Origin of the sequence: Vibrio sp. RW, from assembly GCF_027587105.1 — a bacterium.
Taxonomy (GTDB): domain Bacteria; phylum Pseudomonadota; class Gammaproteobacteria; order Enterobacterales; family Vibrionaceae; genus Vibrio; species Vibrio toranzoniae.
The window spans coordinates 36,716-51,623 of the sequence record NZ_JAPPTM010000018.1 but is presented as its reverse complement, the minus strand read 5'-3'; the positions used below and the strand labels follow the sequence as shown (position 1 = coordinate 51,623).

11 protein-coding genes and 1 pseudogene are annotated in these 14,908 nt (G+C 43.4%); 4 read left to right on the top strand and 8 right to left on the bottom strand.

Annotated elements, in window-relative coordinates; all coding sequences use genetic code 11:
* Window positions 1–103 precede the first annotated feature (103 nt).
* Window positions 104–526 (top strand): annotated as a pseudogene (locus OCT63_RS15355) (zinc-binding dehydrogenase); the annotation flags it as partial.
* Window positions 527–793: 267 nt separating this feature from the next.
* Here the strand turns inward: OCT63_RS15355 and OCT63_RS15350 are convergent.
* From OCT63_RS15350 to OCT63_RS15330, 5 genes are all read right to left on the bottom strand, one after another.
* Window positions 794–1,837, bottom strand: a complete 1,044-nt coding sequence (locus OCT63_RS15350) for a GMP reductase (protein WP_161675224.1) — start codon at window positions 1,835–1,837, stop codon at window positions 794–796.
* 611 nt (window positions 1,838–2,448) lie between these two features.
* Window positions 2,449–2,886, bottom strand: a complete 438-nt coding sequence (locus OCT63_RS15345) for a PAS domain-containing protein (protein WP_060469737.1) — start codon at window positions 2,884–2,886, stop codon at window positions 2,449–2,451.
* A 1-nt stretch (window position 2,887) separates the two neighbouring features.
* A complete protein-coding gene (locus OCT63_RS15340) occupies window positions 2,888–3,892 on the bottom strand; it encodes a response regulator (RefSeq protein WP_060469738.1) in 1,005 nt (334 codons plus the stop codon).
* A gap of 403 nt (window positions 3,893–4,295) precedes the next feature.
* Window positions 4,296–4,541, bottom strand: a complete 246-nt coding sequence (locus OCT63_RS15335) for a hypothetical protein (protein ID WP_060469739.1) — start codon at window positions 4,539–4,541, stop codon at window positions 4,296–4,298.
* Window positions 4,542–4,706: 165 nt separating this feature from the next.
* Window positions 4,707–6,059: an MATE family efflux transporter gene (locus OCT63_RS15330; RefSeq protein ID WP_269984013.1), complete on the bottom strand. Its 1,353-nt coding sequence runs from the start codon at window positions 6,057–6,059 to the stop codon at window positions 4,707–4,709.
* 100 nt (window positions 6,060–6,159) lie between these two features.
* Between OCT63_RS15330 and OCT63_RS15325 the strand changes: the two genes are divergently transcribed.
* Window positions 6,160–7,134, top strand: a complete 975-nt coding sequence (locus tag OCT63_RS15325; RefSeq protein WP_161675230.1) for a LysR family transcriptional regulator — start codon at window positions 6,160–6,162, stop codon at window positions 7,132–7,134.
* 91 nt (window positions 7,135–7,225) lie between these two features.
* Here OCT63_RS15325 and OCT63_RS15320 read toward each other — a convergent pair whose 3' ends face one another.
* Window positions 7,226–8,626, bottom strand: coding sequence for an alpha-amylase family protein (locus tag OCT63_RS15320; RefSeq protein WP_060469742.1), 1,401 nt, complete (start codon window positions 8,624–8,626; stop codon window positions 7,226–7,228).
* A 266-nt stretch (window positions 8,627–8,892) separates the two neighbouring features.
* Between OCT63_RS15320 and OCT63_RS15315 the strand changes: the two genes are divergently transcribed.
* A complete protein-coding gene (locus tag OCT63_RS15315) occupies window positions 8,893–9,813 on the top strand; it encodes a DMT family transporter (protein WP_269984012.1) in 921 nt (306 codons plus the stop codon).
* Window positions 9,814–9,958: 145 nt separating this feature from the next.
* Here the strand turns inward: OCT63_RS15315 and OCT63_RS15310 are convergent, their stop codons facing one another.
* Window positions 9,959–10,375: a VOC family protein gene (locus OCT63_RS15310; protein ID WP_017058068.1), complete on the bottom strand. Its 417-nt coding sequence runs from the start codon at window positions 10,373–10,375 to the stop codon at window positions 9,959–9,961.
* 236 nt (window positions 10,376–10,611) lie between these two features.
* Window positions 10,612–12,435 (bottom strand): ABC transporter ATP-binding protein, encoded by a 1,824-nt coding sequence (locus OCT63_RS15305; RefSeq protein WP_269984011.1) that lies wholly within the window; start codon window positions 12,433–12,435, stop codon window positions 10,612–10,614.
* 339 nt (window positions 12,436–12,774) lie between these two features.
* On the opposite strand from OCT63_RS15305, the gene OCT63_RS15300 reads away from it, so the two are divergent.
* Window positions 12,775–14,868: a TonB-dependent siderophore receptor gene (locus OCT63_RS15300; protein WP_269984010.1), complete on the top strand. Its 2,094-nt coding sequence runs from the start codon at window positions 12,775–12,777 to the stop codon at window positions 14,866–14,868.
* Window positions 14,869–14,908: the final 40 nt, after the last annotated feature.

Below are 14,908 nucleotides of genomic sequence, written 5' to 3'. Positions count from 1 at the left end.
CTTTACTGTTATGACAAAATCTAATTCATTAGGAAGTTGAACAAGTGTGATGTTATGCAATCGCAACTCAGAATGAGGCAAAGCTGAGTCAGCATAAAACCATGTACTAGATGCAAAAGTAGACTTACTAACTCAAATACAGAAACTTGATTTGCCTAACCCCAATATCGCATTCGACGCCATTGGAGGCAAAGCAGGAACTGAGCTGATTCTTACCGTCAGCGATAATGGGCGGTATATCAACTATGGAACGCTTTCTCTGGAGTTTTATGAGCCTCGCTTCTTTGAGTACATGAAGAACCAGAACATTGACTTCATTACATTTTTCTTACGCTACTGGGAGAACTCGGTTGGTAAAGGTGTCAGGCGCGAAAAGTTTTCGATGATGCTAGACCATTTCATCACCAATAAAATACAACTAGATGTTGAACGCTGTATTCCATTGGAACAAGTTCAATCTGCTATCGAGTTAATCGAGTCTAAATCAACGACCTTACATGGAAAAATCATATTGACCCCGATGTAGTGGGTTCTGGCGAGTCATGAGAAAAAGTATTGAATAGTCGTCAGTGTTGTTTACCTTTGAGTATTTACTTTAAACGAAAATGGGGCAATAATGTGTTGGGTGAACATCTAACATTGAAACAACTCATACACCTTGTTTTACCCACCTTTAGCAAGGAATTTGATCGGTTATGTAGGCTGCATATCAAAAATTCCTTTATAAGCCCCAAACAAAAAAGAGCCGCTAAAAAGCGGCTCTTGATTTTCAAACTATTCGAAGTCGTTCAGATTACTCTTTACCGAATACGTTGTTCTCTTGCTCTTGTACACGGATGAAAGTCGTACGCTTAGTTAGCTCTTTAAGCTTTGCTGCGCCTACGTATGTACAAGTTGAACGTACACCACCAAGGATGTCAGAAATTGTGTAATGCACAGAACCACGGTATGGAAGTAAAACAGTTTTACCTTCCGCAGCACGGTATTTAGCAACACCACCTGAGTGCTTGTCCATAGCCGACTGTGAAGACATGCCGTAGAACTTCATGTATTGCTTACCGTCTTGCTCTACTACTTCACCGCCTGACTCAGAGTGACCAGCTAGCATGCCGCCTAGCATTACGAAGTCAGCGCCGCCGCCGAACGCTTTAGATACGTCACCCGCACATGAACAGCCACCGTCACCGATGATCATGCCACCAAGGCCGTGTGCCGCGTCGCCACATTCGATGATTGCAGAAAGTTGAGGGTAACCTACACCTGTTTTAACACGAGTAGTACAAACCGAGCCAGGGCCGATACCAACCTTAACGATGTCTGCGCCCGCTAAGATTAGCTCTTCAACCATGTCACCTGTTACCACGTTACCGGCAGAGATAACTTTAGTTGGGAATTCAGCACGTACTTTTTGCACGTAATCAACCAGGTGCTCCGAGTAGCCGTTAGCGATATCAATACAGATAAATACGAAGTCTTCGCTAAGCGCCATGATCTTCTTAACTTTCTCAAACTCAGCTTCAGATGTACCCGTTGAAACAAATACATTGTTCAGTGTTTTCTTGTCTGCTGTTTTAGCGAACTCAGCCCACTGCTCTACTGTGTAGTGCTTGTGTACCGCAGTCATCACACCGTGCTCTGCTAGAGCAGCTGCCATTTCAAAGCTTGCTACCGAATCCATGTTCGCAGCAATTACTGGAGTACCAGACCATTGACGACCGCTATGCTTGAATGTAAAATCGCGGGTTAATTCAACTTGAGAACGGCTTTTAAGGGTAGAACGCTTCGGACGGAAGAGTACATCTTTGAAACCTAACTTAAGTTCTTGTTCGATACGCATGGTGTTTTCCTTGATTCATAAAATGATGTGTCTCTCGCGAAATGCGTAGTAAAACCGTTGGCAGACGAGTTTACTTTTCTTCGGACACAAAAAAACCGGAGCGTTGGCAGACGCTCCGGTTTTCAGCATTATAGGTCGTGATTTAGTAACAGCAAGTCTGATATTTCACTTTTTTTTATGCTATCCTCTCAAAGATTCCATATCTGGTAAAAACCCTCAGTTACACCTTGCTACTAAATCCTTACTAATTAATAACTTAGCGAACCTCTAACGCAAACGCTGTCGGTTTATTGCGCAATCGTTTTCTCCCTTTTTAGCTCAATCCCTCTATCACTAAGCAAATATGTGAAGAAAATGCCTCTAAATCACATAAAACTTATACTTTTCTCCAACAAAAAATGTCTTTTTTCTTAAATAAATTCGACTTTTTTCCAAGTTTTCTTCGTTTGCGAGCAAATTCGGCAATCTCATGACCTTACATTTAGCACCAGTTTGGAAACACACCCGAAGCATAGACATCAAAAAAATGGCTAAGGTGAGAACCTTAACCATTTTATTCGATGTTCGGAGCGCTCTTTTAAAGCTATTGAATAATCGAGCTAGAAAATGTGTTAGCCCTTTTGAGACATCAAGGCTTCTGCTGTCGCATCTTGAATAGACAAGAACAATGAGGTGACTTGGCCTGTTGGCGAACGCATCGGGTTCAGTGTCACGTTCTGATACATAAAATCAGCTTGTTGAGTTACTGGCCTAACATTACGACACTTAAACAGATAAGGCCTTTGTTGCCATGTAATGAAGCTACGGCAGCCTAAATCGTAGACTGGCTTGGTTTTCATCCTAAACCACTCTTCTGGGATTTCAGGAAACAGTTCAAAGATCGACTTACCGATCGCGTCATGCGATTGCTTACCACTATGGTGCGTCATGAAGCCATTCCAAACTTGTACCTGAAAGTCACGGTTAATGACCACCAGCCCCATATCGACGTTTTGAACCATGTCCACCATCCAGTGGAACTGTTCAAATTCAGCAGGAAGATTCAGCATATTAAAACTCCTCCATTAAGTAGGCCAATTTGTTGTCTAGAAGAGGCAGGGATTCGTCCACGAACATAAACAGAAGGTCGCAACGAATGGAAGTACCATCAATGTTATAGCTGACTTCAAAAGTCATGGTCTTCTTAAACGAGCCACTGGTATTTTCGATGATAGAATCAATTGAGATGTGTTGCCCTAGCAGAACAGGCGAGCTCTGGAAAAAACGAACTTCTGATTGCTCCCCTAACCCATTCAAGAACGAGCCAACAAGGATATTCGACACGTCCATCAGCAGTTCTAACTCTTCAAGCTGTTCGCTGTCTGTTGGTACCTTCATGAGCTTTTTAAGGTCGCTCACGCTGGAATCGCTCAACAAGACTAATGCCTCGCCTGCGATGCCTTCTCCGCTAAAGCCTTGGCAAACACCCGATACTTGGTCGTTGTCTGCTAGGTCACGAAGTGCCATATGCAATTCACTCACTTCGAAGATGTTCACGTTCGGCAATGGTAAGTGCACAAATACATTAAAGTGACGCGCCAATGCATCGGCCGCACGGCCTATCGCAACGTTAGCCACTTCCATGTAGATATCGCGTCTACGCAGTATTGGCAGCTCTAGAGCGGTAGGCGTCACCAACTGAGGCTGTTTTGGTGGCTCAACATGCTCACGTAAAATCGCTTTTAACGCTTCTTTATCAATCGGCTTTTGCAAAAACGCTTTAGCACCAAGGTCCATGACCTTCTGCTGCGCTTTTGGTTGTATGTCACCAGAAACCACCACAACAGGCGTGGTATCACCTAAACGTTGCATCTCTTCCAATGTGCCATAGCCATCTAATTCCGGCATGGTGAGGTCAAGAAACATTAGTTTAAACTGGTTTTGAGCTAACTCTTCAAGTGCATTAAGCCCATGAACAGCAAAAGTTATATCTGCATTTAGAGAACTAGGCAGTGATCGAGCCATCTGCTTCCTTGCTAACGCAGAATCATCACATATAAGAACTGGGAACGACATAAATGCACCACCGACAAATTAAAGCTAATTCGAACGAGTGTAACAGATCATTATGGTATCAGGTACGGGGTGAATGGATTTATGTGTAGATTATTAATAAGAATGATAAAACAGGCGGGTGAGCTATTATCTTGTATTATTCTTTATGTAAATCAATATGCTACAAAGATAATAACAATTATTATTAATCAACTAACTGCACTATTTTATGGAGTAATAGCACTAATTCTATTAAATGATGGCGTTAATAATAACTTGAATAAATGAGTATATTAAGGCTCGGTTTACTCGTGCATTTATCGCTTTGTATGCCTAATGTAAGAGATGCTCACAAATGTAAGAGATGAGCCAATACCTCAAGATTAAAGCATAAGAACTAAAGCAAAAGCATTAACGAAAAAAGCTAGAACTGATAGGTAGGCCATAGAATCAGCAAGGCAAAACGGATGATTACGGCAAAAACCAATAACGCGATACCGAGTCGGTACCATTTGTATTCCGCAATATTCATTGGGATACGCTTGTAGAACATCGTAATCACGCCTTTCCAATCGCTACTGCGTCTTCCGTACTGCATTATGCTCGTTAAAACAAACAGTGCGCCAAGCACTAGCATCCCTTTTTCAGCCCAGAACAATCCAACTTCCATTTGTGTAATCCTTGATAAAACGTTGAGCAACTCAAATCATTCTAGTCACCTTTGTTCGATGTTTCTGTAAGACCAAGGTCTATATTACGAGATTCACAGTTCAGGTTTTATAGTGAAAGGTTTATAGCTCAAGGTTGATGGTTAGAGGCTAGCAGAATAAGCCACTCACGAATAAGCATGATTCGATAGTTCCGGAGAATTGCTGTTCTTTTGAATGACACGCATCAATTGGATAAGCAGCAGAATACCTGTCACACCCAAGCCAACGCCGATTCCGCCCCAGATACCTGCCAATTCAAATTTTGGCATCAAATACCAAGCGGCAGGCAGGCCAAATACCCAGTAACCGATAGCAGTCATCACCGTTGGCATGGAGACAATCTTCATCCCTCTGAGCAAGTTAATCGCCAACAGTTGCCAAGCATCAACAATAAAGCACAACGCCACGACCCAGATAACCGAAGCCAATAGCGACGTCATTGCGCCAGTGCCATCATTTAGCTTAAAGATAGAAGCAATCATTTCCGGCCATAGAATGAACACAACAGACAAGACCACACTCAATACCGACACCAGTATAAAGCTTTGAATCGAGGTTCTTTTAATACCTTCGTAGTTACCCGCACCAAAATCACGGCCAACCAAAATAGCGGCAGCTTGTGAAAAGCCGAAGTTGAAGTTCCAAGTAAAGCTTAAACATTGAAGTAAGATTTGGTGTAGAGCTAACGAAGCAATACTGATAGTACCCGCCATTAAAGTGCCACCGTATATCAAGCCATGCTCAAGCAAGGCCGCCAAGCCGATAGGTAAACCCATTAACAACAAAGGGCTCATCAGCTTGATGGAGTACTCTTCGGTATTGAGCCAAGGGGCGAACTGTTTGAACTCATCACGTTTAAACACCCAAACCGTATATCCAACCATCACGATAAATGCCGCGATAGCCGTGCCTAAGCCCAAGCCTGTTAAGCCCATATCAAGTTGGAACGTAAGGAAGTAGCTGACTGGTACATTCAAAATCACAGTGATAATCGACATCACCAGAATAGAACGCACATTACCAAACGCACTGGTTAAGCCACGCAGCACCAATAAGATAAGCGAAGGCAACATCACCCATTTTAGAGCGTGTACATATTCCATCGCTAAGGTGATCACTTCTTGAGGTTGTTTCGCCGCTTCCAACACAAGTGGCGCAAACCAGAAGCTCGCCATTAAGGTCACGCTGAGCACGAATGCCAACATGGTTGCACCTTTCACCGCTAGCCTGATTTGTGTATTGCCAAACTCTGGGCGAGCGACACGCTGACCATAAGCAATTGCGATCAGGTTTGCGACACAACCGACTGTGCTGCTCGCAATAATGAAGATGAAGAAGTAGATAGAGGCACCTAAGCCACCAGCCGCAAGCGCTGACACGCTGATTCGCGACATCATCCAAACATCAGTAAGGACTAAAGCCATGGATATCAGCTGTGAAATGATCAAAGGGAATGCAAGAGTGAGTATTTTTTTCATGAGCGCCTCAGTTAATTTCGCCCAAAATACGATCGATGGGGCTGGCGTTCAATTGATAAATTTGCGACTCTAGCATTCCAAAAACTCATACGAATGAATTATGACCCCATATCCTAGCTTGCCATCCTCCCATAATGGCTTAAAAGCCTTCGAAGCGGCTGCAAGGCTGATGAGCTTTACGTTGGCTGCTGATGAGCTTAACGTGACACAGAGTGCGATCAGCCGTCAGATCAAACAGCTTGAAGATGAGCTGAACGCATCGCTAATCATTCGTAAACATCGAGCGATTGAATTAACGGTACAAGGCCATGATTTGTATGTTGCTTTGCGTGAAAGTTACGGAAATATCGAATCGGTTATCGCTTCTTGGAGTGAACCTAAACAGAAACGTATTGTGATCAAAGCAACCCTGAGTTTCGCTACGCGCGTGTTGATCTCTAAGGTACGTGAATTAAACGAGCGTTACCCTGATTACGAGATCGTGATAGTTCCTGTGATTGAAGAGGATGAAGCGATCAACAGCAGCGAATACGACTTGTTGATCTTCCATACGCGATTCAAAAAACGCTATGACAACGCGCCTGACATCACCTTCTTGCGTGAAGAGTTCATGGCCCCCGTCTGCTCCACAAACTTAACTCATTCCGCCAGTTCAACAAATAAAGACACCGACCTCGATTCGATCTTAACCATGCCGCGGCTGCACCCGACCTTAGATCATCATGATTGGAAAGTATGGCTGGCCGACGTCGAGTTCCCCCCGAACAAGCCAGTCAGAAATACCAGCTTCTTATCTTTGGATATGGCACTCAGCGCTTGCTTATCCGGTGAAGGCGTGACGGTCACGGATCTGCTTTTAGTTTTGCAGGATCTACAACGCGGTTTCTTGTACTGCCCGAAGAACGCAAAGATCCAGAACAGTGCTTGGACCTATTTCATCCACCAACGCACTCACTCGCCTGTGATTAATGATCTCATTGATTGGCTTAAAATAGAGACAGAGAAAGAGATCGAATTGTTGAAAGCGCTATCCCATCAAAATCATTGGTCTGGTGTTATCTGCGATCAACAGTGACGGTAAGCCTTAAGCCCAGATATAAATAAGCCGCAGAACTTACTGCGGCATATGCTATCTATCAATCGTGTTTCGCTTTATTGAGCAAGCACTAAAGCTTAAACATACGCGCACTACGTGGTGGTAAGTTGAAGGTGTGATAACGAGAAGTCACGGTTTCTGTCGCGCTGCTCAATACGTCTTTATATTGAACATGCCAATTGAACTCATGTTGGTAAGTATCAACTGTCACGCCACGCGTTTCACCACATTTATTAATACCAACTATGCCTTCTTTACCACGCTTGAACAACAAAGTGCACTGATCGCTCAAAATCATCGTCATTGATTTGCCTTGCATTGCATTATGGAAGCTCAACATGTTTTTCATTGTCGAACTGTTCCACACATTGCCCCAACGACCGTTATCCTTGTCTTCAGAATCAGGAAGATCATCGCTGTAGATCAGCGGCGTCCCACCATCTTTACCAAGAATGTAAGCGTAAGCAAGCTGCTCATCTTGTGGGTCCATAATTTGGTAACGGAAGCCGTCGTTGGTTGGAATGTCATGTGTGATCGCGAAGGTGATCGAACGGTTGTCATCGAGTGCTTGGCCGTACGCTTTTGGATCATGCAGCTGGTTCATACCGCCGCTCATTGAGAACGCTGATCGAATCGATGCAAACAACGGGAAATCGTACGCGGAATGGTTAGTATTGTTTAAGTAAGGCGCTAAGAAAGACTCATAACCGCTGTTCCCTGCTCCACCACTGGTAATCACCTCACCAAACACATGCATGTTCGCGGTGATTTCAGACATAAACACTTGGTCGATTTGGTACTGACTCATGTGCTTCACTGCATCAATTCGGAAACCTTTGATGCCCATGTCCTTTAACGCTTTCAGGTATAAACGCTGTTGTGACACTACCCAGTTGTTTGGGTCTAGATCTGGAAGACCCACATCACCATCGGCACCACACAAACGCCAGTATTGAACATGACCCGGATCGTTCCAATCTGAAATACAGCCTGCGGCATGGAAATCGTTAGCCGAGACAAAACCTTGCCCTAAGTTGCCAAACAGAGTCTGGTCGGCATAGTAACTTGAACGGCTGGCATAATCGTTTAGCACTTCAGTGCCAGGGTAATCCAAGTCACTTCGCTTCCAGCTTTCATTCGCCATGTGGTTGAGTACAACATCAGCGTAAACATCAACACCTACGCCTTTAAGTGCGGTGATCATTGCGGCTAAATCTTGTTTGTTCCCCAAAGGAGAGTCAATAGTACGCAGATCTTGTGGTTGGTAACGCGCCCACCATTGGCTGCCGCTGGATTTCATTGCCGGAGCAACCAGTACCTTCTTGTAGCCAGCTTGGGCAATTTGATTGGCATTGGCTGTTACGTCTGAGTACTTCCAGTTGAAAGCATGAAGGATGCTGTCGGCATATGTGGCTGAACTAAAAGAGCAAAGTGCGAGCGTGGATATGAGTAGGGTATTTATTGGTTTCATAGAACATATCTCTCATTATAGATTCACAGAAATAATATGAATGGCAGAGACAATGAAAACGGCGGATAAATCAGAGTTGAATTAGCGTCACCTTCTGTTGAGGGGGATTTTATAAAACTGAGCTGTAACCGATATTATGTAGGATAAAAGCAAACCGTGCTGAAATGAGAATTAATTGAATTAAGTTACGGGAACCAGACAAAGCCTTTGGTCGGCTCTCCAAAACTACGTTATGATTCCACTTCCCTCAACCGATTGATATTTTTATGCCTTCTTTCTCTTTTTCACTGATCCCTGTCGGGGTTAGGTTCATGCTCCTCTCCGCTTTTGGATTCGCACTAATGTCGGCTTGTGTAAAGTACATCAGCAGCTATGGCATACCTGTATTTGAAATTGTCGCGGCTAGGGCTTTGGTGTCTTTGATCATCAGTTATATCGATGTGAAACGAAAAGGCATTTCGGTTTGGGGTCACAACAAACCACTGCTTTTCCTGCGTGGTGCTGTCGGTACGGCTGCGCTGATGTGCGTTTACTATGCGGTGACGACACTGCCGCTCGCAGAAGCTGCTATCTTACAATACGTCCATCCAATATTTACCGCGTTGCTCGCTGTGTTATTCCTGAAAGAACGCGTCCAGAAATCAACGATGATCTGCATTGCATTCTGTCTAGTAGGATTACTGGTGATGGTTCAGCCAAGCATAAACACTGGCGCGAGCAGTGAGTTACCCCTGTTCAGCATTCTGGTGGCATTATGCGGTGCGTTTGGTAGCTCGATTGCGTATGTGATTGTGAGAAAGCTTAGCCAAACGGAAGACAGCTCTGTGATCATCTTCTATTTCCCACTGGTTGCCCTGCCAATATCCACAGCCTTGATTTGGAGCGACTTTGTATGGCCCAGTTTATTTTTAACCGTGATGCTGGTTCTCGTCGGGGTTTTCACACAAATAGGTCAATATGGTTTAACCAAGGCGATGCAAACCCAAGCTGCGGGTAAAGCGTCGGCTTACTCATACATTCAGATCGTATTTTCTGCACTATTAGGTGTTTGGATCTTCAATGAAATCCCATCGGTTTGGACGTACTTAGGTGGTGGCCTCATCGTAACAGGCGCGCTAATTAATGTGTTTGGCAAACAGTTGCTGACGCCCCTTAAAGCGAAAGACCAAAAGCTAGGCATGAAGTAATTCCCTACCTTTAAGCCAAGTTTAAAAAAGGGCATTGCGGAATAATCCACACTGCCCTTTTCTGTAAGTCTTTCCTAGCACTCTTTCTTAGACGTTTATTTCGAACAAACTAGCTCTAGCAAACCAACTCGATGAACGACTTTTATTACGTGGCATTGCGTAGTTTGGGGTCATCACTCAGATATTCAACAAATTCAATTTCAAAGCCAGCCGGATCCACAAAATAGACGTTTTTACGATAAGGTTCTTCGGCGCCGGGTTTGGCGATTGGGAAGCCCGCATCAATAAGGCGCTCAATCACGCTATTGATGTTATGTGTCACATAAGCAAAGTGCGCGAGGCCAACCGAGTGCCCTGCCAAATCTCTGTTTTCCCCTTCACCGTGATCACTCAGTGCAATATATTGATATTCGTCACCAAAATGCAGCCAGTTACGTGGCTTACCTGACCATTCGCCTTTTCCTTCATCACGGACGTACCAGTGTGGAAACGCCGCTTTGTAGAAAGTCAGCATTTCAGGGATGTCCTTAACGACTAAATTCACATGTTCAAGTTGGATCATTCTTCTCTCCTTAAAGTATTCTCGTAAGCAACGTTGCATATCCTAATACCTAAAGTTAAGTTGAGGTAAAGAGCTAATTTGTATTTATTTTGAGAGCGTTTTAATTCACAAATTATGTAATAGGCTCAACGAACCATAAGGTAACGATGTCCAAACCCGTAATCACTCAAATGAGCATCTAGAAAAAAACGAGCCACTTGGGCTCGTTTTGCATTCCTTTCTATAACATTTCGGCTCTAACCTAAGAAACCGCCAGTCTGATGCTGCCATAACTTGGCATAAACACCATTCAGTTCGAGGAGCTCTTGGTGTGAGCCTTGTTCGATAACTTGTCCTTGGTCCATAACAATTAAACGATCTAAAGCAGCAATGGTTGATAGTCGGTGGGCAATCGCAATTACCGTTTTACCTTCCATTAACGCATCAAGGTTTTCTTGTATTGCTGATTCAACTTCCGAGTCCAATGCCGACGTTGCTTCGTCCATAATCAAGATAGGAGCATTTTTAAGAAGCACTCGCGCAATGGCAACACGTTGACGTTGTCCACCCGAAAGCTTAACCCCACGCTCACCTACTTCTACGTCATACGCTTTATTGCCATTTTCATCTTTCAACTCTTGGATAAAGTCATGAGCATGCGCTTGTTTCGCTGCAGCAATCACGTCGTCCATACTAGCTGCAGGGTCGCCGTAAAGAATATTCTCTTTGATTGAGCGATGCAGTAATGAAGTGTCTTGAGTGATCATGCCAATATGTTTACGCAACGACTCTTGTTCAACTTGAGAAATATCTTGTCCGTCAATACGAATATGACCACTGTTAACATCATAGAAACGCAATAATAAATTAACCAAGGTCGATTTACCTGAGCCAGAACGACCAACAATACCAACCTTCTCTCCTGGCTTGATATTCAGTTCAAGATCGTTAAATACCGATTTCTCTTCATTGTAGTTAAAGTGAACCTTATTAAACTCAATTGCACCTTGTTTAATTTCTAGTGATTTTGCATTTTTAACATCTTTAATTTCAACATCATTAGAAATAGTATTCATACCATCGACAACTGTGCCGATATTTTCAAATAATGAGCTCACTTCCCACATGATCCATTTCGACATGCCTTGAACTCGAAGGGCTATACTAACACCCACCGCTATCGCCCCTATCGTTACGCTGGCGTCTAGCCACAACATGATAGAAGTAGCGGCAATTGAAATAAGTAATAGGTAGTTAATTGCGTCCACGCTCAATAATAAACATGTCACCATTCGCATTTGGCGATAAACGGTTTTCAAAAAGCCTTTCATGCTGCTTTCAGCGTAATCGAGTTCACGTTGAGAATGTGCAAAGAGCTTAACTGTCGAAATATTCGTATAAGAATCAACAATACGGCCCGTCATGATAGAGCGAGCATCCGCTTGCACTGTCGCTATTTGTTTCATTTTCGGAATAAAGTAGAGTTGAATAAAAATATACAGTACTAACCAAATAAGAATTGGCAGCATTAAAATGAGGTCAGACTCACCCATCATCCAAATCATTGAGATGAAATAAACTGAAATATACACCAATACATCAAGAAGTTTCATCACGGTTTCGCGTACTGCTAATGCACTTTGCATAACCTTGGTAGCGACACGTCCAGCAAAATCTCGTTGAAAAAAGCCAACGGCTTGCTTCAACAAATAACGGTGAATTAGCCAACGAATTGACATTGGATAGTTACCTAGCAGCGACTGGTGCATGATCATCGAATGGAAAAAGCCCAACGTTGGCATAATCACAACGACAAGGATCAACATATTCTTGATGCTGTCTCCTTGATCTTGCCAAAATGTTTCTCTGTCTTGATTGGCTAATATATCAACCAGCTCCCCTAGGTATCGCAATAAAGCCACTTCTGAAATAGCGATCAATGCACTTAGAATCGCCATTAGTACCAAAGGCACTTCAAAACCTCGGGTATAAAAACGACAAAAACCAAATAAACTTTTTGGCGGTTTTTCGGTCTCGTGTGATGGAAATGGCTTCGTAAGGTTTTCAAACCAATTAAACATAAGTAGTAATACCTGTCTTGTGCTATCGGGGGACGGGGTCGCCATTATCAAGATTTCTTCAGACTTGTGTAGCTTTTTTTTGAATCTATCAATAGATGCGCAAACATATCAATTTGTAATTGAAAAACTAAAAAACAGTCATTAGCGCTTAGCCGATATGTAAACACCTACAATTATCAAATATTGATCACGCAATAATTTTTCAAATTGTCACCTTAATGTGATCTAGATCTAATTATGATTATTATCAACTAGGTATACTCGCAACAAAAATGAGAACCATTATCACTACTCTTTGCATTAAAAGAGCGAGTAACCAATCAGTACAGTGGAAAAATAATGACCATCCTAAAACCAAAAACGCTTAGCCTTGCTGTTAAGCGAAGCCTAGTCGTGGGCTCAATTCTTTTACTTCCGACTCAATTTGCTTTTGCGACAGGCACTTCAATAGAAGAAGTAGAAACGATCACCGTGACAGCTCAAGCATTGAAAGTAGAAACCCCTGCAAAAGAAACACCTAAATCCATTTCAATCATATCTGAAGATGAATTGCGTGTTCGAGCACCACAAAAACTGGATGAAGCACTGCGCTATACATCAGGTGTAACTGCACAGCCATACGGCGCTGACAATGACACTGATTGGTTCAAAATTCGTGGTTTTGATGCTGCAACTTACCTAGATGGTAATCGTCTGTTTCGAGATGGTTATTACACATGGTTAGTCGAACCATACGGCCTAGAAAGTGTTGAGGTGATTAAAGGCCCTTCTGCTGTACTTTATGGTGAATCAGCACCTGGCGGCTTAGTTAATGCTGTTCAAAAGAAACCAACTTTCGCACCTCAAGGCGAAGTTAAGATCGAGGTGGGCAACAATAATCACCAAGCGGTCGGATACGACATTGCTGATGATGCGAACGAAGATGGCAGTGTACGTTACCGTTTAGTCGGTTTAATGAAGAGTGAAGATGGCGAACTAGACGGTACAAGCAATGAACGCTTCTACATTGCGCCAAGCTTTGAGATTGATATTTCTGATCGCACGATGCTTACCGTTCTAGCAAGCTACCTTCATGATGATGGTGTACCAACGAACCCTTTCTTCCCAGCAGCAGGCACATTGATCGGCTCGAATTTTGGCCACATTGACCCGTCAACGAACCTTGGTCAACCTGACTACGACAAGTATGAACGAACTCAATTCTCATTAGGCTACTTGCTAGAGCACGAACTTAACGACACGTGGAAGCTTTCTCAAAACCTGAATTATGGTGCTAACGAGCTATACCTTCGCAGCTCTTACGCCTTCTCAAACAACGATCCATCTGTTGAAGAACTTACGCAAGGTATCGTATTCCGTGATGGTAAAAACGAGAGCATCACCTTCGATAATAATGCAGTCGGTAACTGGATCACTAACAACGCTGAACACACGGTGTTAGTTGGCATGGATCTGCAATACCACAAAACCGATGGCCTAGAGCAAGACAACTATGCGTTTGGCACGATCAATCCGTCAAACCCAGAATACGGCAACTTCACCCCGCTTGATTCTGCAAACAATATCAAGCGTGAGATCTCGAAATCTCAAGCAAGTCTGTACTCACAATACCAGCTTAAATTACACGATCAGTGGATTGGTAACGTTGGCGCTCGCTACGATTGGGTTAAAACCGAGAATACAGGAAAAGGCACAAACGTTGCTCAAAGCGAATCTCGCGATGATGGTGAATTATCGTTAAGTGCTGGCGTAATGTACCTTGCTGAAAACGGCTTATCGCCATACGCAAGCTACTCTCAATCGTTTGAAGTTATCAGTACTATCGATGCTTCAACAAACGAGCTATACAAGCCACTTGAAGGCGAACAGGTTGAGGTAGGTGTTAAATACGAACCTAGCTTTATCGATGGATTTGTTAATGTTGCATGGTTCGATATTGCTCAGAAGAATGCACTCGTTACAGATCCTTCTACTTGGGTAGCAACGCAAACAGGTGAAGTAACATCGACAGGTGTTGAAATCGACGGTGCAGCTCAGCTTACAGACTCTGTAAAACTAATGGCAAGTTACACCTATACGAAAGCAGAGACTGATGAAACATTTGGTAAAGGTAAGCAGCAAGCAGCACTTATCCCAGAGCATCAAGCATCAGCTTGGATTGATTACAGTGCACAAGCGTTCATTCCAAACCTCAATATTGGTACTGGTGTTCGCTACGTTGGTGAATCAAAAGACAACCCTAAGAGCTCAGATCTAACGGTTCCATCTGTGACACTTTGGGATGCAGCGGTAACTTATGACATCACCTATCAATGGCAAGCACAGCTAAACGTGAACAATATTCTTAACGAAGAGTATGTGTCTGGTTGTGATTACTGGTGTTACTACGGTCAATCTCGCTCTGTAATGCTAAATGCAAACTACAAGTGGTAACCCACTCATAGCTCACTAAATATAACGCCCCCCTCCTATG